Source organism: Kribbella yunnanensis, assembly GCF_039529655.1.
Lineage (GTDB): Bacteria > Actinomycetota > Actinomycetes > Propionibacteriales > Kribbellaceae > Kribbella > Kribbella yunnanensis.
The window spans coordinates 209,893-229,169 of sequence record NZ_BAAANF010000018.1; the positions used below are offsets into that span (position 1 = coordinate 209,893).

The window sequence follows — 19,277 nt, forward strand, 5'->3', positions numbered from 1 at the left end:
TCAGGTCCACTCGACGCCACGCATGGAATCACCCCCGGTAGGTGCAATCACGGCAATTGCATTGATCTCGATCAAGTAGTCCGGATGCGCGAGTTTGCTGACCTCGACCATCGTGGACGCGGGCAGCGGTTCGACGAAGTACTGCGCGCGCACCTCGTGGATCTTCGCGAAGTCCTCCATGTTGCGCACGTACACATCCACCCGGCAGACATCCGCCAAAGTGCCACCCGCGGCACGAACCGCGGCGGAGACGTTCTCGCACACCTGCCGAGTCTGCTCCCGGATGTCGCCGACGCCGGCGATGCTGCCGTCCGGACGGCGTGCGGTCATCCCGGAGACGAACACGAACCGCCCGGTCGCCGCGACCGTGGTCGCCTGCGAGAACACGCCGTTCGGGCTGTGCAGCTCGCTCGTCGTGACCTGACTCTTCGCCATCAGTTCAGCACCCCTCCGGCCGGGATGACGGCGCCGACCGCGCGAGCAGTCGCCAGCAGTCCGTCCAAACCCGACCTCTCGATCAGTACGCCGTGCCGCCGTTGGTGAGCCGCGCGTTCCGCCTCGATCTCACCCGGCAGGTACAGCCGGTCCACCCCTGGTGCGGTCGCGCTGCCGCGGACCCGGTCCGCCAGCCCGGACGAGCGGCGGCGGAAGCTGTCGGCACCACCGAGCAGCTCCGGGTCGATCGCCAGGAACAGATGCGCGCAGTCGTTCGGCCGACCCGGCTCGCGGTACAGGGGGCGTACCTGATCGCCCCAGCCGCCACCGCTCAGAACCCCAGTCAGTACGTCGATCATCAGCGCCAGCCCGAATCCCTTGTGCCCTGCGGCCGGCAGCAGCATGCCGAGCACGGCCTCCTCCGGGTCCGTCGTCGGGATGCCGGACGGGTCGGTGGCCCAGGTGTCGGGGATCGGCTGACCGGCCGAGGCCGCCAACCGAATCTTGCCCAGGGCAACAGCCGACAGTGCCATGTCGAGCACGATCTCCACACCGGAAGCAGTCGGTACGGCGATCGCCAGCGGATTGTTGCCGACCAGTCGCTCGGCGCCACCCGGGGCCGGCATCAACGGTGTCGTGTTCGACATCGCGATCCCGATACAGCCGGCCTGCGCGGCCTGCATGGCCCAGCGACTGGCCGCACCGAAGTGATGCGCGTTGCGGACCGACACCAGGCCGATGCCGTACCGCCCCGCGCGCTCGATCGCCTGACCCATCGCCTGCGGGCTGGACAGCTGGCCCATCCCGCCTCGGGCATCCGCGACCAGCGCGGCACCGGCGTCCGACACGATGTCCAGCTCGCGCTCACGGGTGACCCCGCCGGCATTCAGGCGATCGACGTACATCGGGACAAGCATGATGCCGTGCGAGCTGACCCCGCGCAGGTCCGCCTCGACGAGCGCGATGGCGATCGAGACGGCGTCGTCCGGCTCGAAGCCGACCGCGCTGAAGACGGCCGAGACGGTTGCCTCCAGCCACGACGGCCGGACCAGGACGCGGCGGTCGGCGTCGGATGCCTGAGTTGTCACCGGCTCTCCTGGGCCCAGGGCAGCAACACGTGTTCGAGCCAGACCAGCCCGTAGAACAAGATGATGCTCATGATGCTGAGCAACGTGATCGACGCGAACGCCAGCGCGGTGTCGGCACTCGCACCGGACGTGTAGATCAGATAGCCCAGCCCCTGGGTGGCGCCGACGAACTCACCGATCACCGAACCGATCACGGCCAGCGAGATCGCGACCTTGAGCCCGGTGAAGATCTGCGGCAGCGCGTGCCAGAGCCGGAGCTTGAAGAACTCCTGGGTCCGGCTCGCGTTCAGCGACCGGAGCAGCTCGACCAGCTCGACCGGGGTGGACTTCATCCCCTGGGCGGTCGAGATGACGATCGGGAAGAAGCACATCAGCAGCACCATCAGGACCTTCGGCCCCTGACCGAAGCCCATCCACACCACCAGCAGCGGCGCGATCGCGACCTTCGGGATCGCGTTCACCATCAGCAGCAGCGGGTAGACCAGCCGCTCGAGAATCGCCGACCGGACGATCAGCAACGCGATCGGGATCCCGACCACGATCGCGAGCAGGAACCCCTCGAGTGTCTCCAGCAGCGAGACCCCGGCGTTCTGCAGCATCATCACCGGGTCCTGGCTGAACCTGACCAGTACGTCGCCCGGGCTCGGCACCAGGTAGTCCGGCACCGAGAAGACGATCGTGGCCAGCCACCAGAGCGCGATCACCGCGACCAGGCCGACGATCGGAAGCAGGATGGCGGCGGCCCGGGACTCGGTCCACCAGGAACGCTTCGTCATCGCGGCCACACCTCGTCGACCAGCCGCTCGGCGATCGGCGGCGTCTTGTCGGCCAGCAGCGCGTGCAGCCTGGCGCTGATCCGAGCCACATCCTCCAGATGACTGTTCTGACCGAGGCTTCGCGGCCTCGGGATGTCGATGTCGACGACGTCGCGCAGGCGACCCGGCCGGGGAGAGAGGACAACGGCCCGGTCGGCCAGTACGACGGCTTCGTCGATCGAGTGCGTGACGAACACGATCGTGGTGGACAGCTCCATCTTGATCCGCTGCAGTTCCTCGGACAGCTCGGTCCGGGTGAGCGCGTCGAGCGCGGAGAACGGTTCGTCCATGAGCATCACCTGCGGGTCGCGGATCAGCGACCGGCACAGCGACACCCGCTGCTGCATCCCACCGGACAGCTCGTGCGGCAACCGCCGTTCGAACCCTTGTAACCCGACCAGCTCGAGCAGCTCATGCGCCCGGTTCTTGTACGCCGTCCGGTCGCGGATCGTGCGGTCCAGTTCCACCGGCAGCAGCACGTTGGACAGCACCGACCGCCAGGCCAGCAGCGCCGGACGCTGGAACATGAACGCGACATCCGGACGCGGTCCGGTGACGGGCTCCCCCGCCACCTTGACCGTGCCCGAGGTCGGCGACAACAGTCCCGCGATCAGCCGGAGCAGGGTGGACTTGCCACACCCGGACCGGCCGATCAGCGTGACGAACTCACCGGCGCGGACGTGCAGGTCGATCTTCTCGAGGGCCGTGATCGAGCCCTCGCGTCCGTCGAAGACCTGACCCACACCGTCCAGCCGGATCATGCGGCCTAGCCCTTGGGGGCCAGGTCGACCGTGACCAGGTCAGCAGGCTTGAGCGTGCCCGGAGTGATCGCCTTCGCGCCGCCGAGGATGTCCAGGATCTTCTGGACGCGCTCGGTGTCGACCGCGCCGAGCGGATCACCCGAGTTGGCCGGCACCGTGTACGGCTTCATCCGCTCGAGCTCCTGCTTGGCCACGCCGACATCGGTCGTCGGCACGTACTTCTTCAGGATCTCGGCCGCGGCGGCCGGATCGTTGATCGCGTCCTGCAGCCCCTTGAGCAGCGCACCGGTGAACTTCTTCACCTGGTCCGGGTGCTCCTTGGCCAGATCGGACCGGGTCAGGATCGCGTTGCCGTAGAGCTCCGGCAGCACATCGCCGTACGGCAGCACGACAGCCTTGCGGCCGTCCTTGTCGGCCTTCTCGACCAGCGGGACGCCGACCACGAACTGGCCGATGCCCTGCACCTTGCCGGTCGACAGCAACTGCGGCAGCGCCGGCGGCGGCGCCGGGACGAAGTTGACCAACTTGTCGTCGATCTTGACCCGCTGGGCATAGACCGGGAACGTCACCTGGTTGGTCGAACCAGGCTGGTCGCCGATGTTCTTGCCGACCAGGTCCTTCGGCTCCTTGATGCCCATCCCCTCGAGGGAGACGATCGCGGCCAGCGACTTCTGGTGGATCATCCCCACCGTGGTCACCGGCAGCTTCTGCTTGCCCAGGGTGATCGTGATCGCGGTGAAGTCACCGATGCCGTAGTCGGCCTGACCACCGGCTACCTGCTTCATCACGTCCACGGTGCCGGACCCGGGGCTGATCTTGACGTCGAAACCGGCGTCCTTGAAGTAGCCCTTCTCCAGCGCGACGTACGCATATGCTTCGCGGCCGAACTGGCCGAACGAGGTCAGGTAGCTGACCTTCTGCAAACCGCTGTCGCTGCCCTTGTCGTTCCCGCTGTTGCACGCGCTGACCAGGGCGAGCCCCAGGACCGCCGTCAGCGCGACGACGGAACGCCTCAACCTCATATCGACCTCTCTCATCCGATATTTGATCAAACATCAAATATGGAAAGGTGGTCAATCGGCCCCCCGGGACTTCACAGTGACTTTACCTGCCCTTAGTGCACTGTGCTTCCCGCAGTTCGCGCTGTGCCACCTGTCCTGGAGCCGTTCCCCCTGACCTGGCCCTTCCCGGCCCGGCCACCCGCCCCGACCACAGACCGTACCCGCATGAACAGCAGATCGCGACGCCCCCGGAGCGCCGATCGGGGACTTCGGCATCAAATTTGCGTAAACCCTCAACCTCTTGTGATTCCGAGCACTCCGTTCAGCCCGTTCACTCCGCCGAGGGAGGTTGGGACGGCCCGGGTTTGACACCATGGGGGCGTGGTGAACGCACTCAGGTCCCTCGGCCGGGCGTCGACGTACCTGCGCTGGATCTATCTCCTGATCGGCGCCGCACTGGTCCTGGCCGTTCTCCTGGTCGGCAGTGCGGTCGGCGCGCTCACGCACGACCTGCGGCTGCCGGGTCCGGCGAGTGCCGTGATCCTGATCCTGCTCGGCGTCGCGCCGCCGCTCGCGATCGGCCTGCTGCCCGCTGTACGTGAGGTGGAGGGCATCGCGGTCTCGTCGCTGCTCGGGGTGAAGTTCGACGAGCGGCCGCTCGGCCCGGCGAAGACGTGGGCCCAGCGCCGCCGTACTGCCTTCTGGCTGACCCTGCATCTGCTGGCGGGCGGCATCGTCGGCATCCTCAGCACCGCCGTCGTCGGCGCGGGGCCGGTACTGCTCGTCGCCCCCTTCCGCTCGACGGGTTCGCAAGAGCTCGTACCTGGCATCTCGTACGACGTCACTGGCAGCTGGACCGATCTGTGGATGCCACTCGTGGTCCTGGTCGCACTGGCGGTGTTGTTCCTGATCTCGTCGGCCGTCGGCGCACTGCTCGCCCATCTCGCACCTCGCATCCTCGGCCCGACAGCGGCCGAGCGCATCGAACTCCTCGAGCGCCGTACGGCGACACTTGCCGAGCGCAACCGTTTGGCCCGCGAACTGCACGACAGCGTCGGCCATGCGCTCAGCCTGGTGACGATTCAGGCCGCCGCCGCCCGCCGGGTTCTGGCCAGCGACCCGGAGTTCGCCGAGACCGCTCTGGGTGCAATCGAGACCTCGGCCCGGTCGGCGCTGGCCGATCTCGACCACGTTCTCGGGCTCCTGCGCGATGACCGCCGGCCGGGTTCGGCGACCGCCCCACAGGCGACTCTCGACGATCTCGACCGACTCGTGGAGTCCACCCGGGCCGGCGGGATCACCGTCACGATCGAGCGCATCGGGGCCCTCGACAAGTTGCCCGCAGCAGTGTCGCGGGAGGCCTACCGGATCCTCCAGGAAGGGCTCACCAACGCGATCCGGCATGCCGGTCACCCGGACGACCAGCTGACCGTGGCCCTGGAGATCCGGCTCGACACCTCCGGGCTGCGGCTGACCGTGACCAACCCGGTCAGTGGCGACTCCGCCAACTCCGGTGGCGGGCGGGGACTGGCCGGCATCCGTGAAAGAGTCGCCGTACTGCGTGGTGCAGTCACGGCCGGCCGGGACGACGAGGACTGGCGGCTGACCGTATCGCTGCCGGTCGCAGTGACGACGAAGGGATGACAGGCATGACGCTGTCCGTGGTGGTGGTCGACGACGAGCCGCTGATCCGCAGCGGACTCCGCGCGATCATCAACGCCGAGCCGGATCTGACCGTCGTCGGCGAGGCCGGTGACGGCGCCGAGGTGCTGCCGGTCGTCCGCCGTACCAGTCCCGATGTTGTTCTGATGGACGTCCGGATGCCCGCGGTCGACGGCATCCAGGCGACCCGGTTGCTGCTCGACAGCCTCGACCCGGCACCGCGCGTCCTGGTGGTGACCACCTTCGAGAACGACGACTACGTGTACGACGCCCTTCGCGCCGGCGCATCTGGGTTCCTGCTGAAGCGGACCCCGCCGGACGACATCATCGCGGCGATCCGCACAGTCGCCGGCAGCGAGTCATTGCTGTTCCCGGAGGCGATCCGAGCGCTGGCGCTGGCCCATGTCGGAGCGCAGGCGCAGCGGCCGACCGGGCTCGACGAATTCCAGCTGACTGACCGCGAGCAGGAGGTTCTGCGGCTGATGGCTCGTGGCCTGTCGAACGCGGAGATCGCGGCCGAGTTGATCCTCGGGCTGCAGACGGTCAAGACCCACGTCGCGAACGTACTGTCCAAGCTGAACGCCCGGGACCGCACGCAGGCCGTCATCAAGGCCTACGAGTCAGGCTTCGTGCCGCTGCACTAGGTGGTGGCCGGGTCGACGCTCTCGTCCGCCAGCACACAGGCGTTGTGCAGCGGATCGATTGCATCCGCCTTCAGCGCGACCCGCTGGAGGAGTGTGCGGAAGCTGGCGCGCTCCGCCTCATCCAGGCTGCCGAGCACCTCGTCCTCGGTGGCCGCGAGCCGGCGCTCCAGGTCGCAGAGGGTCTCGGTCGCCTGCTCGGTCGGCACGATCAGCCGCGCGCGCCGATCCGCCGGATCGGGCTGGCGCTGCACCAGCCCGGCCTTCTCGAGGTCGTCGAGCAGATACGTCATCACGGTCCGGTCGACGCCCAGCTGAGCGGCCAGATCGAGCTGCCGCTTCGGCCCGTCCGACGTCACCGTGGCCAGCACCTGGTAGCCGCGCGGCCCACCCGGTACGTCGTCGAGCGCGGCCCCGGAGGCCTTCGCGTACCGGCGGAACACGACCCCGAGCGCCCAGCCCAGATCGGCCTCGACCGGCGCACCACTGGCCACCCGCGGCGAGACGCCGTGGGCCGTTCGCGCGCCGACATCCGGCGAAGTACTGGTCACGCGCCCAGTCTACGTGGTCTACACCACCCGGAATACGATCTGACTTGAATATGTTCTGCTCAACAGATTATCTTCGTAGCAGCTCGAATGAGCCTCTACAGCCCCCAAGGAGAAGAACGACTATGACGACCTTGCTACGCGTCGACGCCAGCGTGCGCCTGAACGGATCGGTCAGCCGGGCGCTCGCCGACAGCGCCGAAGCGGCCTGGCGGGCCGAACACCCGGACGGCGTCGTCGTCCGCCGGGACCTCGGCCGCAACCCGCTGCCGGCGACGGTCTGGCCGGCGCTGGCCAAGGCCCAGGTCGGCGAGGAGCCGGCCACCGACGAAGAGCAGCAGCTGCTCACCGAAGCCCGCGCACTGGCCGAGGAAGTGACGAACGAACTCAAGAACGCCGACGCGGTCCTGCTCGCCGTCCCGCTGTACAACTACGGCATCGCCCAGCATGTGAAGGCCTGGATCGACGTCCTCCTGCTGGACATGGCCTACCACGTCGAGAACCCGGTGGAAGGCCGCCCGGCGATCTTCACCCTCGCCCGCGGTGGCGGCTACCAGCCCGGTTCGCCGAAGCACGGCTGGGACCACGCGACGGCGTACCTGGAGCGCATCTTCGGTGACGTGTTCAAGATGAACGTCCGGATCGCGGCCGCCGAGCTCACCCTCGCCCCGGTCACCCCAGGCATGGAGTCGCTCATCGACCTGTCCAAGGCCTCCGAGGCCGAGGCCCACGTCACGGCCGAGGAACTCGGGGCCGTGGTCGCGAAGGAACTGGTCGCCAAGGCTGCCTGACCAACAGCGCTCCTGATGCGATGCCGTGCTAGCCGGCGTCGGATCAGCTGAGCTGCCAGGTGGTTAGCGTGACCGACAGGGTCACCAGCGCTGGTTCCGGCAAGACCGCGATCCGGTCCGCGAGTTCGTGTGGCGAGATGTGCCGCGCACTCGGCGTCATCAGCACCAACTGCTCCACCGCGGTTCGATCGAGCCGCATCGGTTCTGCGATCACCTCGCGGCCGGTCTCGACGAAGGTCCCACCGAGCGCGTCCTGCAGGCGCCGCTCCTTGTCCTCGTCGACCGACACCATCCCCAGTACGCCGACCAGTTCGGCGAGGTGCTCCGGATTCGGAGTCACCACCAGCAGCGCGCCACCCGGTCGCAAGATCCGAGCCATCTCGGTCGCGTTCCGCGGGGCGAACACATTCAGTACGACCTGGGCCGCGCCGTCCACCACGGGCAGTTCGCGCCAGGCATCACACACCACCGACCCGATCAGCGGATCCACCTTCGCGGCGCGACGAGCGGCGTACCGGGAGACGTCGAGAGCGAGCCCCGGTCGCGATCTGCCGGTGACGCCGGCGAGGTAGTAGCCGGTGCCGGCGCCGACCTCGACGACGAGCTCGTCGCTGTCCGGCTGCAGATATTCGGCCGCGCGCAGGATCAACGCGTCCCGGATCGGAGCGTAGTGACCGCCGCCGAGGAACACCGTCCGGGCGCCGATCATCCCGGCCGAATCACCCTCGATCCCATTCGATGCCGAGGGCAACAGATTGAGGTAGCCCTGCTTCGCGAGATCGTACGCATGCCCCTGCGCGCAGCGCGCTGTCCGGTCGGTCAGCGCCAATGCCTCGGCACAGACCGGACAACGCAGTACGGCGACCAGGTCGGGATCCACCCACCTATTGTCACCTGCTGCTGCGGTCGCTCAGATGCGGCCGGCAACGTACGGCGCCGGTTGCTCGCCGCTGCGGCCGGTTTACAGAGGAGGTGTGGCTGGGGCGGCCTGTGGCTGGGCTGCTTGGCGAGGTCGGCGGCCAGAGGTGAAAGGTTGCCTGGACTTCCGGGCTGTGGTTGCCGCCAGCGAGGGCGAGTCCAGTCGCCTGACCCGCCGCGGTGGCTCGGACTGCGGCGCCACCACGCGATCTCCACACCCACGAAACGGTCAGACGATGTCGCGACTGGTGATCCGGGCCCACGCCGCACAGTAGAAGACGGCCAGGTAGCCGGCTTGCAGGAGCAGGTTGCGGACGATCGCATCCCAGTACGGCGGGTCGCGGAGGAGGTCGGCGAACGACGTCCAGCCGTACATCAGCAGCCAGGGGTGGATCACGTCGATCTGCGGAATCGCCGAGAGGATGCCGAGCACGATGAACGTGCCGAAGGTGGCTGCCATCGCCGCGAGCGGGGTCGAGGTGAGCGATGAGACGAAGAGGCCGATGCCGGCGAGACCCATCAGGGAGAGTGCGATCACCACGGCGATCGCCAGGGCCCGGAGTAGGCCTTCGCCGAGGGAGATCGTCGTACCGGAGAGCAGCAGGACGTCGCCGACTGGGAAGAGTACGAAACCGACGATCAGGCCGGCGACCCAGATCGTGAAGGTCGCGGCCAGGCAGAAGATCGCCAGCGCGACCATCTTCGCGGCCAGCAGCCGGGAGCGCCCGGCCGGTGCGGTGAGCAGGTTTCGCAGGGTGCCGAGGCTGGATTCACCGGCCAGGGATTCGCCCGAGATCACAGTCACTGCGGTCGGCAGGAAGAACGGCAGCGAGAGCCCGAGGCTGGCCACGATCAGGAACAGCCCGTTTCCTGCGACCTGGCCGAGGAATCCCTCGGCGCCGCCTTCGGCACCGGAGAGCTTGATCGCGACGCCGATCATCACCGGGACGGCGGCAAGCACGGCCAGCAGCACCCAGGTCCGGGCGCGGCCGAAGACGAGTTGCAGCTCGGATTTGAACAACGCCAGCGTATGGCGGCCGGCGCTCGGCCTCGCGATCGCGACCCCGGCGACTGCGCTACTCGGCGACATCGAAACCCTCCCCGGTGAGCGCGACGAAGGCTTCTTCGAGGCTGGGACGCTCCAGGCCGAACCCGTGGATCCGGACATCCGCGGCAACCAGCCCCGCGGCGAACTTCTCGAGCGGCAACTCCCCCGCGTCACCCTCGACGGTGTCGCCGGCGGTTCGCAGGTCGGTCACGCCGAGGCTCTTCAGGGTCTCGGCGGCTGCGGCGACATCCGGTGTCTTCACGACCAGGCGCGGACGCAACTCGGAGCGCAACTCGGCCATGCTCGACTGGCGGATCAGCCGGCCACGGCTCATCACCGCGGCATGCGTGCAGACCTGCTCAACCTCGGCCAACAGGTGGGTCGAGGTGAAGATCGTCGTACCGTCGTTGGCCAGCTCGCGGATCAGGTGCCGCACCTCGCGAGTGCCCTGCGGGTCGAGGCCGTTCGTCGGCTCGTCGAGCACCAGCAGCTCACGGCGCTGCATGAGCGCGACCGCGATCGCCAGCCGCTGCTTCATGCCGAGCGAGTACGCCCGCACCTTCTTGCCGGCCGCGTTCGAGAGACCGACCCGCTCGAGCGCCTCACCAGCCCGGGCCTTGCGAGTGCGTGGGTCCGCCGTCCGGTCGGCGGCGTCGAAGCGCAGCAGGTTCGCCTGCCCACTCCAGAACGGATAGAACGCCGGCCCCTCCACCAACGCCCCCACCCGCGGCAACACCCGCAACTGCGCCTTAGGCATCGGCTGCCCGAGCAACTCGACCGCGCCCGAAGTCGGCGCGATCAGCCCGAGCACCATCCGGATCGTGGTGGTCTTGCCGGACCCGTTAGGCCCGAGGAAGCCGAAAACACTCCCCGCCGGCACCTCGAGATCCACCGAGTCCACCGCCACCTGCCCACCCCGAAACCGCTTCGTGAGCCCTCTCGTGATGAGCGGAGAGCCGCCGGTCGGAGTGGCAGGTGGGGGTTTGTGGTCCGAGGAGGCTGTTGAAGACCCCTCGGACACCTGAGTCTCTGTCACGGTCAGCGGGGTGCCTTGGCTGCGGCGTCCTGGAGGGTTTGGGGGGTGACCAGGCCGGCGAAGACGCGGCCGTCGTCGGTGATGAGGGCGTTGACCATCTTGCTGGTCACGATCTTGCCCTTGCCCCACGAACCCTCGACCGTCTGCGCACTCGCCAGGAACTGGTCGACCGGACCACCGTCGCCGGTGAGCTTCACACCCTTGACCATCACCACGGAGGCCCAGCCCTCCCCGAGCACGGTCGGCCCATCCGCCGTACCGGGCTTCTTCTCCGGCTTGGCGTCCGGCTTGCTCGGGATGCTCTTCGGGACGTCCGGCCGCGTGGTCGGCACCTTCGGCTGAGTGACCTCGACGCCCTTCGGCGGAGTGAAGGTGAAGGTGCTCGCGGACGGTACGGCGAAGGAGACCTGGGTGAAGCCGATCTCGACCGCCGGGTCCTTGCCGGTCCTCGGCAGCACGCTCACCTGCAGCGGGACCCAGGTCTTGGAATCCACCGCGAGCGTCACGGAGCCGACCGTCGTCTTATCCGTCTTCGGGGTCAGCCGCAGCTTGTAGGCGTCCCGCCCGGCGACCTTCTCGGTACCGCTGACGTCGACCTTCGTGCTCGGGTCGATCGCGTCCAGGAACTGCTTGGCCACGTCCTGCGGGTTGTACGACTGCGGCGCCTTCTCCGGCTTGCCGGCCTTGTGCTCCGGAACCTGGAGCTTGACGGCCTCGCGCTTACCCGAGTCGTAGGCCCAGGCGGACTTGCCGTCCGTCGTCCAGACCCGCTCGGCCATGTTGTCGAGCACCGAAACCCGCGCCTTGTCCGGCGCCGCGAAGGCGACCCGGGCGGTGTGCTCACCGCTCAGGAACTCAGTCACCTGACCGCTCGCGGAATCGCTACCACCGGTCACACCGGGTAGCGCCGGCAGTCCGAGATCCGCGGACGAGTGCACCGTGCCGCTCAGCCCGTCGACCTTCGCGGTCTGCACGTTCGCCAGCAGCTGCTGTGCGGAGATATCGGGCAACTTCGGCGAGGCATCGGCAACCACCGGCCCGAGCGTCCCCACTCCGGCCACCACGGCCACCGCTGAAACCGGAACCAACCACCGTCGACTGCGCTGCGCTGCACCCATGTCTTCAAGACTCGCACCGGCGGCAAGCCCAGCCAAGGGGGCTCAGGGTCAGTTCACCCGAAAGAGTGAGCCCGCCGTACGACCCCAGTAGTACACGAGCCGTACGACGGGCGTTTTTATGCTTTGATCAGCGGCTCTGGAGGGCGTCCAGGGCGACTGTCATGGCAGCGGCGACCCGGAAGTCGACGCGCTGGTCCTGCACCGTGATGCGGTACCGGTCCCGGATCGACATCTTCCGCTCGACCGACAGGATCGGCTGCTGGTTCGCGTTGTCGGTGAAGTCGAAGTGGAAAATGAACGGCAGCGGGATCTCACCGACGAACGGCACGAAGTCCCACACCCGGCGCAGAATCGCGATCCCCGCGCTCCGCTCCGTCCCCGACGACTCGAAGCCGGCCCCGGTCAGCTGCCAGCTGGACCGCAGCAGGCTCTTCCCGAACTCCTTCTTGAACCAGCCGATCTGCTGCCCGTTCGCGTCGAAAACGTCGTACCCCGACCCGAGGTCGATCCGCTTCCGCGCCTTGAACGAGAACACCACCTGCGACTTGGTGTCGTCGGTGTAGAACGTGACCTCTTCCTTGAACGCCATCCGTTTCTGCTGCGCGAACGCCAGCAACGGCCCGTCGGACCCGTCCGGGTTGGTCGTGATCAGCTCGTACTTGTTGGCCATCAGCGTGATCCGCTGCTTCATCGAGAAGGCGGGCACGTACATGGATCCCCCACTGGGTGGCACAGTCATGCGGAGGAGTCTCGCAGCTCCCCCGGTTCATCCCGAAACCCAACCCCACAAGCACCAGCCCCCACCCGCAGTCCTCGCCCCACCGCAACCGCCACCTCGCCGTCAGCAACCACCCGTACGACGATCTCCCCAGCCCCCTGCATCGCCAGATCCCGCACGATCTCCACGCCGGTCTCGACCCCCTCCACCACATCCCGCACCGGCCGCCACAACACCCCGAAGTCAGCCGCAGGCTTCGCCCCCACCTGTACCACGAGAGTGTCCGCCCGCCCGAGGTAGTCGGCAGGATCCCCACCAACCACCACCCGAACCACCTGCGCCCGCGAACCAGCATCACCCAGCGTCGACCCACCGGAACCAAGCCCCGGCGCAGGACACCCGAGGGACGCTCCCGGCGCCATCTCCCGAGCCGGAGGTCCCGGGGTGGAGTCTCCCGGCGCCACACCACCCCCAGCTACGTGAGTCGGAGCCCAACCACCCGAGGAAGACTCCCGCTGCGCCACATTCTGAGGCGCTCCGCCATCAGCCACGGGGGTGCGGGTGCTCAGCACCGCTTGTTCGGCGTCTTCGGCGATCGAGGTTGGCTCGGCGCCTGGGAGGCCTCGCCTTCCCCACGACTCCTGGTGCACGGCCCAGCTCAGCGGGCGGCGCGACGCCCAGCCCGACCGGACCAGCTCCGGTGCGGGGGCGAACTGGTCGACGTACCCGATGCAGAGGTAGCCGACGAGCTCGATGTGGGCGGGTAGGTCGAGTACCGCGGCGACCTCGCCGGGCTCGAAGAACGAGACCCAGCCGACCCCGAGTCCTTCGGCGCGCGCGGCCAGCCACAGGTTCTGGATGGCGATCGCGACCGAGAACCACGTGGTGCGCGGATCCGCGTGCCGGCCGAGGACGTGTCGTCCACCGCGGCCGGCGTCGCACGTGACTGCGATGTTCAGTGGGGTGTCGAGGATCGCCTCGATCTTCAACCCGTCGAACTGCTGACGCCGTTCCTCCGGCAACGAAGCCGCGAACGCATCCCGCTGCGCAGCCGCCAAATCATGAATCTTCCGCCGAGTCGCGATCTCCCGAATCAGCAGGAAGTCCCACGGCTGGCTGAGTCCGACACTCGGCGCCCGGTGCGCAGACTCCAGCACCCGCGTCAGCACGTCATCCGGAATCGGCAGGTCCACGAACCCCCGCCGTACATCCCGCCGCTCAGCCAGCACCCGATGCACCACCGCCCGCTCCCCCGGCGCATACCCCGGAGCGGAGGCAAGCCGCCCCACCGCAACAGTCGCTTGCGCCGAAGTTCGTTTGGGGATTATCAGATTGGCGCCTGTGGTGAGGACGGCGGCTTCGGCGACGCTTGGGGTGCCGGCGAGGTGGTCGACCTGCTGGCTTGGGCTTGGCGCGTTCTGGCGACGCAGTTCGGCTGGGGCGACTGTTTGTAGCTCCGCACCTAGGTGGGCAGCGAGCCGTTGGACACCCGGCTCGGACTCACGCCCCTCGACCGTGATCAGGATCCGCACCTCGCCGCCTGCCTCAGCGACGGCTTCGTCTACCAGCGTTCGGAGCTCGCGGTACGACGTACCGGCGCGGAGGCCGACGCCGACGACCAGGTTCATTTCTCCAACCCAGCATGCACGCGTGCCGCCGCCACCAACCGCGCGGGCACGTCCGGACTCGCCGTCCAATGCAGATGCAGGTACGACGCATGCACGCGCGGCCGCGTAATCCCCTCGACCCCGCCGGGCAGGTACCAAGCCGCGTCGACCTCACCGTCGAGCTCAACCGCAGTCCGGTGGAACTCGTGCCCCCGAACCCGGCGACCCTCGTCGAAGAACGCCGTCGTCGTCGCCGCGATCGCGGTCCGGTAGCCCAGCGTCAGACTGCCCGTCATCCGCGCGGTCGCCGGGAGTACGCCGGTCATCGGGTGACCGTCGAGTTCGCGGCACAGGTACAGCAGCCCGGCGCATTCCGCGATCACCGGCAGCCCAGCCGCGATCTCGGTCGCGACCTGCCGACGCAACTGCTCATTGGCCGACAACGCCTCCGCATGCAACTCCGGAAACCCACCACCGAGATACAACGCAGCAGTTGCCTCAGGCAACGGGTCGTGCAGCGGATCGAACCGGACCACCTCAGCCCCAGCAGCCGTCAGCAACTCCGTCGTCTCGGTGTAGTGGAACGAGAACACCGGCCCACCAGCCACCGCCACAACCGGTCGACCTCCCTCCGCCGGCGTCACCTCCGCCGCCGGATCCCACGCTGACGTCTCCAGCTCGGAGGCCGCCCGAGCCGCCGCAACGAACGCCTCCAGGTCAACCCCAGCACGGACCAGCTCAGCCGCAGCCTCGACCGCGTTCTCCGCCTGCTCCCGCTGCTCATCGGCCGGCACCAACCCCAGATGCCGACTCGGCACCGTCAACCGGGTGTCCCGCCGCAATACCCCCAGCACCGGTACGCCGGTCGGCGCCACTCCAGCCCGCACTTCGGCCTCATGCCGATCTGAACCGACCTTGTTCAGGATCACCCCGACGATCCGCACCTCGGTGTCAAAGGCAACGAACCCCTGCACAACCGCCCCGACACTCCGCCCTGCGGCGGAAGCATCCACCACGAGGACAACCGGTGCCTTGAGCAACTTCGCCACATGCGCGGTCGACGAGAAACCTTCGGTCCCCAGCGCGCCGTCGTACAGGCCCATCACGCCCTCGATCACCGCAATGTCTACACCCTGCGCGCCATGCGCGAGCAGCGGCGCCACGCGCTCCTCACCGGACAGCATCGGGTCAAGATTGCGACCGGGCCGACCAGTGGCCACAGCGTGGAACCCCGGGTCGATGTAGTCCGGACCAACCTTGAACCCGGCCACCACGTGCCCGGCCCGGCGCAACGCCGCCATCAGGCCGACCGCGACCGTCGTCTTCCCGGCACCCGACGAGGGCGCCGCCACGACGATCCGTGGAATCACCACGCCCGGCTCCTCGGGCAGCCGTTCGATCCCGCCCCAGCGGCTACCACTCGATACCTCGCTGGCCTTTTTGCCCGGCGTCCATCGGGTGCTTGACCTTGGTCATCTCGGTGACCAGGTCCGCCGCGTCGATCAGGCGCTGGTCGGCGTTGCGGCCGGTGATGACGACGTACTGGTGACCGGGCCGGTTGACGAGCGTCTCGACGACCTCGTCGACGTCGACCCAGCCCCACTTCATCGGATAGGTGAATTCGTCCAGCACGTAGAGATCGTGGGTCTCGGCGGCGATCCGGCGCTGGATCTCGCGCCAGCCCTCCACGGCATCGGCGGCGTGGTCCTCCTCGGTACCGGCCTTGCGCGACCAGCTCCAGCCCTCACCCATCTTGTGCCACTCGACCGGCCCACCCTGACCAGTTGCCTCGTGCAACTGACCGAGCGCCTTGAAGGCACCCTCTTCGCCGACCTTCCATTTCGCGCTCTTCACGAACTGGAAGACCCCGATGTTCCAGCCCTGGTTCCAGCCGCGCAACGCCATCCCGAAGGCGGCGGTCGACTTCCCCTTCATCTCACCCGTGTGCACCATCAGCAACGGGCGATTGCGACGCTGCCGCGTGGTCAGGCCGTCCTGCGGTACGACCTCCGGCTGTCCCTTCGGCATCAGGCCGCCTTCCTTTCGGTGACCGCACGAACAAGGTTGCCAGCGGCAACATCCCCGAGGTCGAGATACTCCGCACCCAGGTCAGCCGCAAGCTCACCAGCCAGCCCGAGCCGAACCCCGCGCCGCGGCTCACAGTCGACCACCACAGTCGCGATCCCGCGCTGCGCCAGCCAACCAGCCGCCTGCTTCGCCCGCGCAAACGCCTTCTCGCCATGCGTCGCGCGCCCATCCGTCACGAGCACCAGCAACGGCCTTCTCCGCGGATCCCGGATCGCCGCAATCCGCAGTACTTCGGCTGCCTGCAACAACCCCTCGGCCAGCGGTGTCCGACCCCCAGTCGGCAGCGACTCAAGCCGCCGTACGGCGGTCTCCACGCTCCCGGTCGGCGGCAACGCAACAGTCGCCTCCGCACCCGCAAAGGTGACAAGCCCGACCGTGTCGCGCCGCTGGTACGCGTCAAGCAGCAACGAGACGATCGCCGTCTTCACTTCACCCATGCGCCGCTTCGTCCCCATCGACCCAGAAGCATCCACACAGAACAACACAAGGTTCCCCTCGCGCCCCTCCCGAACGGAAAGCCGCACATCCCCAGCCCGAACCGCCAGCCCGGCACCGATCCGACCGCGGGTGTGCTGGTGTGGTGCTGCTGCCCGGATCGTCGCCAGCAGGTGCGGCCGGCCCGACTCTCGTCCCACGCGTGCGCGGTCGCCCACCACGCGCCCGACCTCGGTGATCGCCCGGGACCGCCTACCAGCAACCCCGGCACCCGCAGCCTGCACACTCAGCAGTCGCGCTTTGTACGGCTCGGAGCTTCCCGCGACATCACCAGCCGGTGCAGGACCGGGGATCTGCTTCTCGGGCTGACCGGCGTCCGGCTCCCGATCCGCATCCGGCCCGTCGGTCGAGTCCGTCGGCTCCGGGTCCACGCCGCCGCCGGGTCCACCGTCGTCCGGTCCACCATCGGGGTCGTCGTCGGGGTCGGGCGGCGGCGGCGTGCTGTCTTGGATTGCTTGTTCTAGTTGGTCTTCGTCCATGCCGGGGGCGTCGAACGGGTTTCGGCGGCGACGGTGTGGAAGGGCTAGTTTGGCGGCCGCACGCACGTCTTCGACCTCGACGACGGTTCGGCCGGACCATGCCGCGTGGGCGACGGCGGTGCGGGCGGTGACCAGGTCGGCGCGCATACCGTCGACGTCGAACGACGCGCAGATCTCGGCGATCTGACGCAAGGCCGAGTCGGTCAGGATGACTTCGCTCAGCAGGTCGCGCGCCTTCACGATCCGTTCCGCGAGCTCACGCTGCGGACCGTCGTACCGGATGACGAACGCGGCCGGGTCGGCCTCGTAGGAGAGTCGCGCGCGCATCACCTCGACGCGCACGGCGGGATCGCGGCTCGCGACCACATCGACGGTCAGGCCGAACCGGTCGAGCAGCTGCGGCCGCAGTTCGCCCTCCTCCGGGTTCATCGTGCCGACGAGCACGAACCGCGCCGGGTGCGTGACCGACACCCCGTCGCGTTCGACCGTCGCCCGGCCCATCGCGGCGGCGTCGAGCAACACGTCGACCAGGTGGTCGTGCAGGAGGTTGACCTCGTCGACGTACAGCAGTCCGCGGTGCGCGGCCGCCAGCAACCCAGGCTCGTACGCCGTGACGCCCTCCGCCAGCGCCTTCTCGAGGTGCAACGACCCCAGCACTCGGTCCTCGGTCGCGCCGACCGGCAGCTCGACCAACCGAGCCGCCCGGCTCACCGCCTCGGGCGCGACATGCGGCCCGTCCGGACAGTCCGCCGCCGGAGCCGCGGGGTCACACGAGAACCGGCACCCCGGTACGACGTCCACCGGCGGCAGGATCTCGGTCAGCGCGCGGACGGCGGTCGACTTCGCCGTACCCTTCTCGCCGCGGATCAGCACCCCGCCGATCGCCGGTGAGATCGTCGCGAGGATCAGCGCGAGCTGAAGGTCTTCCATCCCGACCACCGCGGTGAACGGGAAGCCGGTCGAGGGTGGCGCAGGCCGCATCAGCGGGGAATCCCTTCGTCAGCGGGTGTCCACGCCCGCTTCGGCAGCTGGTACGCCACGGGGACCGCGGCGGACAGGGTGTGGATGTCCTGGCTTCCGGTCTCCCGGTCACAGTGGCGGGACCGCCCCGGACTTCCGGGTCTGCACCCGGTCACCGGTGTTCCTCCACACCTGTCCGCTCGATCATGGCACACCCCGCCCCGCCGCTCAGCGACCAGGTTCACACCTACCCTGACCGCATGATCAAGGCCTGCCTGAACGGTGACCGCACCCGCGCCGAGCACCCCGGTGTCCCCATCACCCCGGCCGAACTCGCCGAAGCCGCCGCGGCCGCCGTACAAGCCGGAGCCGACGCCCTGCACATCCACCCCCGCGGCGCCGACGAACGGGAAAGCCTGCACTGGCCCGACCTCCGCGCCGCCGTCGAAGCAGTCCAGACCGCCTGCCCAGGCGTCCCCCTCGGCGTCTCGACCCGCGAACCGATCGTCCCCGACCTCACCGAACGCCTCCGCCTGATCGCCGAGTGGTACCCCGGCCCCGACTTCGCGAGCGTCAACTTCCACGAACCCGGCGCCGCCCAGGTCGCCGACCTCCTCCTGTCCCGAGGAATCGCCGTAGAGGCCGGCCTCTTCACCGCCCAAGCCGCCGCCACCTACCTGGCGTGGTCCGGCCCCACCCACCGCATCCTGATCGAAGCCATCCCCGGTATCTCCCCCGGCCCCGACGGCCCCACCGCCGCCCAATCCATCCTCGCCGCCCTCCCCGCCACCAACACCCCCATCCTCGTCCACGGCGAATCCCACTGGACCTGGCCAACCCTCCACTGGGCCCGCTCCCAAGCCCACCACCTCCGCCTAGGCCTAGAAGACACCCTCACCACCCCCACCGGCGAACCAGCCACCTCGACCGCCCACCTCCTCAGCTTGCTTTGATCCGCCGAAGAACAGGACGTATAGACCTACTACCCAGCCACCCCAGCCTGCCGCTTCCCCTCGGCCGCCCGCAGTGGACGTATACGTCCTGTCGCACGGAGGCCTGTGGATAACT

The 19,277-nt window shown here is 68.5% G+C and carries 19 protein-coding genes and 1 riboswitch; of the genes, 4 read left to right on the forward strand and 15 right to left on the reverse strand.

The features are described from left to right. Genes ABD231_RS28635 through ABD231_RS28655 form a run of 5 tightly spaced genes read right to left on the reverse strand, consistent with a single transcriptional unit; the run spans position 1 to position 4,121 of the window. On the reverse strand, positions 1–435 hold the full coding sequence (locus tag ABD231_RS28635; RefSeq protein ID WP_344158636.1) for a RidA family protein: 435 nt from the start codon (positions 433–435) through the stop codon (positions 1–3). Then, on the reverse strand, positions 435–1,523 hold the full coding sequence (locus ABD231_RS28640; protein ID WP_344158638.1) for an Ldh family oxidoreductase: 1,089 nt from the start codon (positions 1,521–1,523) through the stop codon (positions 435–437). The genes ABD231_RS28635 and ABD231_RS28640 overlap by 1 nt, the downstream gene beginning before the upstream one ends. Then, entirely contained in the window at positions 1,520–2,299 is a 780-nt protein-coding gene (locus tag ABD231_RS28645) for an ABC transporter permease (protein WP_344158640.1), read from the reverse strand. The genes ABD231_RS28640 and ABD231_RS28645 overlap by 4 nt, the downstream gene beginning before the upstream one ends. Further along, positions 2,296–3,099 (reverse strand): ABC transporter ATP-binding protein, encoded by an 804-nt coding sequence (locus tag ABD231_RS28650; RefSeq protein ID WP_344158642.1) that lies wholly within the window; start codon positions 3,097–3,099, stop codon positions 2,296–2,298. The genes ABD231_RS28645 and ABD231_RS28650 overlap by 4 nt, the downstream gene beginning before the upstream one ends. 5 nt (positions 3,100–3,104) lie before the next feature. Continuing rightward, entirely contained in the window at positions 3,105–4,121 is a 1,017-nt protein-coding gene (locus tag ABD231_RS28655) for an ABC transporter substrate-binding protein (protein ID WP_344158644.1), read from the reverse strand. 360 nt (positions 4,122–4,481) lie between these two features. Between ABD231_RS28655 and ABD231_RS28660 the strand changes: the two genes are divergently transcribed. Both ABD231_RS28660 and ABD231_RS28665 read left to right on the forward strand, forming a co-directional pair. Beyond that, positions 4,482–5,744, forward strand: a complete 1,263-nt coding sequence (locus ABD231_RS28660; protein WP_344158646.1) for a sensor histidine kinase — start codon at positions 4,482–4,484, stop codon at positions 5,742–5,744. A 5-nt stretch (positions 5,745–5,749) separates the two neighbouring features. Further along, positions 5,750–6,406, forward strand: a complete 657-nt coding sequence (locus tag ABD231_RS28665; RefSeq protein ID WP_344158648.1) for a response regulator transcription factor — start codon at positions 5,750–5,752, stop codon at positions 6,404–6,406. Here the strand turns inward: ABD231_RS28665 and ABD231_RS28670 are convergent. Then, positions 6,403–6,954 carry a MarR family winged helix-turn-helix transcriptional regulator gene (locus ABD231_RS28670; RefSeq protein ID WP_344158650.1) on the reverse strand — a complete coding sequence of 184 codons (552 nt, stop codon included), beginning with the start codon at positions 6,952–6,954 and terminating at the stop codon, positions 6,403–6,405. The two genes, ABD231_RS28665 and ABD231_RS28670, sit on opposite strands and share 4 nt — an antisense overlap. A gap of 122 nt (positions 6,955–7,076) precedes the next feature. Between ABD231_RS28670 and ABD231_RS28675 the strand changes: the two genes are divergently transcribed. Continuing rightward, positions 7,077–7,742 (forward strand): FMN-dependent NADH-azoreductase, encoded by a 666-nt coding sequence (locus ABD231_RS28675; protein WP_344158652.1) that lies wholly within the window; start codon positions 7,077–7,079, stop codon positions 7,740–7,742. A 43-nt stretch (positions 7,743–7,785) separates the two neighbouring features. Here ABD231_RS28675 and ABD231_RS28680 read toward each other — a convergent pair whose 3' ends face one another. The 9 genes from ABD231_RS28680 to ABD231_RS28720 form a co-directional block, all read right to left on the reverse strand. Further along, the gene (locus ABD231_RS28680; RefSeq protein WP_344158654.1) at positions 7,786–8,622 is read right to left on the reverse strand and encodes a putative RNA methyltransferase; all 837 of its coding nucleotides are present in this window, start codon (positions 8,620–8,622) and stop codon (positions 7,786–7,788) included. A 267-nt stretch (positions 8,623–8,889) separates the two neighbouring features. Further along, complete coding sequence (locus ABD231_RS28685; RefSeq protein ID WP_344158656.1) at positions 8,890–9,750, reverse strand: ABC transporter permease; 861 nt, start codon at positions 9,748–9,750, stop codon at positions 8,890–8,892. Then, positions 9,737–10,615, reverse strand: a complete 879-nt coding sequence (locus ABD231_RS28690) for an ABC transporter ATP-binding protein (RefSeq protein WP_344158658.1) — start codon at positions 10,613–10,615, stop codon at positions 9,737–9,739. The genes ABD231_RS28685 and ABD231_RS28690 overlap by 14 nt, the downstream gene beginning before the upstream one ends. Before the next feature lie 131 nt (positions 10,616–10,746). Continuing rightward, positions 10,747–11,862, reverse strand: a complete 1,116-nt coding sequence (locus ABD231_RS28695) for a LolA family protein (protein ID WP_344158660.1) — start codon at positions 11,860–11,862, stop codon at positions 10,747–10,749. 127 nt (positions 11,863–11,989) lie between these two features. Continuing rightward, the gene (locus ABD231_RS28700) at positions 11,990–12,601 is read right to left on the reverse strand and encodes an LURP-one-related family protein (protein ID WP_344158662.1); all 612 of its coding nucleotides are present in this window, start codon (positions 12,599–12,601) and stop codon (positions 11,990–11,992) included. After that, a complete protein-coding gene (gene bluB, locus ABD231_RS28705; protein WP_344158664.1) occupies positions 12,598–14,208 on the reverse strand; it encodes a 5,6-dimethylbenzimidazole synthase in 1,611 nt (536 codons plus the stop codon). Before bluB ends, ABD231_RS28700 begins: the two co-directional genes overlap by 4 nt. After that, on the reverse strand, positions 14,205–15,560 hold the full coding sequence (locus tag ABD231_RS28710) for a cobyrinic acid a,c-diamide synthase CobB (protein ID WP_344158666.1): 1,356 nt from the start codon (positions 15,558–15,560) through the stop codon (positions 14,205–14,207). Before ABD231_RS28710 ends, bluB begins: the two co-directional genes overlap by 4 nt. 40 nt (positions 15,561–15,600) lie before the next feature. Beyond that, positions 15,601–16,215, reverse strand: a complete 615-nt coding sequence (gene cobO / locus ABD231_RS28715) for a cob(I)yrinic acid a,c-diamide adenosyltransferase (RefSeq protein WP_132416152.1) — start codon at positions 16,213–16,215, stop codon at positions 15,601–15,603. Continuing rightward, on the reverse strand, positions 16,215–18,230 hold the full coding sequence (locus tag ABD231_RS28720; protein WP_344158671.1) for a putative cobaltochelatase: 2,016 nt from the start codon (positions 18,228–18,230) through the stop codon (positions 16,215–16,217). The genes cobO and ABD231_RS28720 overlap by 1 nt, the downstream gene beginning before the upstream one ends. Positions 18,231–18,315: 85 nt before the next feature. Continuing rightward, positions 18,316–18,393, reverse strand: a riboswitch (cobalamin riboswitch). 76 nt (positions 18,394–18,469) lie between these two features. Here ABD231_RS28720 and ABD231_RS28725 point away from each other — a divergent pair. After that, positions 18,470–19,162 carry a 3-keto-5-aminohexanoate cleavage protein gene (locus tag ABD231_RS28725; RefSeq protein ID WP_344158673.1) on the forward strand — a complete coding sequence of 231 codons (693 nt, stop codon included), beginning with the start codon at positions 18,470–18,472 and terminating at the stop codon, positions 19,160–19,162. Positions 19,163–19,277: the final 115 nt, after the last annotated feature.

What these genes read in the sequence shown, in the direction of transcription:
- cobO (WP_132416152.1), bottom strand. Translation starts at nt 16,215, where the DNA reads ATGCCGAAGGGACAGCCGGAGGTCGTACCGCAGGACGGCCTGACCACG.
- ABD231_RS28695 (WP_344158660.1), bottom strand. Translation starts at nt 11,862, where the DNA reads ATGGGTGCAGCGCAGCGCAGTCGACGGTGGTTGGTTCCGGTTTCAGCG.
- ABD231_RS28635 (WP_344158636.1), bottom strand. Translation starts at nt 435, where the DNA reads ATGGCGAAGAGTCAGGTCACGACGAGCGAGCTGCACAGCCCGAACGGC.
- ABD231_RS28700 (WP_344158662.1), bottom strand. Translation starts at nt 12,601, where the DNA reads ATGACTGTGCCACCCAGTGGGGGATCCATGTACGTGCCCGCCTTCTCG.
- ABD231_RS28720 (WP_344158671.1), bottom strand. Translation starts at nt 18,230, where the DNA reads ATGCGGCCTGCGCCACCCTCGACCGGCTTCCCGTTCACCGCGGTGGTC.
- ABD231_RS28650 (WP_344158642.1), bottom strand. Translation starts at nt 3,099, where the DNA reads ATGATCCGGCTGGACGGTGTGGGTCAGGTCTTCGACGGACGCGAGGGC.
- ABD231_RS28685 (WP_344158656.1), bottom strand. Translation starts at nt 9,750, where the DNA reads ATGTCGCCGAGTAGCGCAGTCGCCGGGGTCGCGATCGCGAGGCCGAGC.
- ABD231_RS28645 (WP_344158640.1), bottom strand. Translation starts at nt 2,299, where the DNA reads ATGACGAAGCGTTCCTGGTGGACCGAGTCCCGGGCCGCCGCCATCCTG.
- ABD231_RS28655 (WP_344158644.1), bottom strand. Translation starts at nt 4,121, where the DNA reads ATGAGGTTGAGGCGTTCCGTCGTCGCGCTGACGGCGGTCCTGGGGCTC.
- bluB (WP_344158664.1), bottom strand. Translation starts at nt 14,208, where the DNA reads ATGAACCTGGTCGTCGGCGTCGGCCTCCGCGCCGGTACGTCGTACCGC.
- ABD231_RS28665 (WP_344158648.1), top strand. Translation starts at nt 5,750, where the DNA reads ATGACGCTGTCCGTGGTGGTGGTCGACGACGAGCCGCTGATCCGCAGC.
- ABD231_RS28675 (WP_344158652.1), top strand. Translation starts at nt 7,077, where the DNA reads ATGACGACCTTGCTACGCGTCGACGCCAGCGTGCGCCTGAACGGATCG.
- ABD231_RS28725 (WP_344158673.1), top strand. Translation starts at nt 18,470, where the DNA reads ATGATCAAGGCCTGCCTGAACGGTGACCGCACCCGCGCCGAGCACCCC.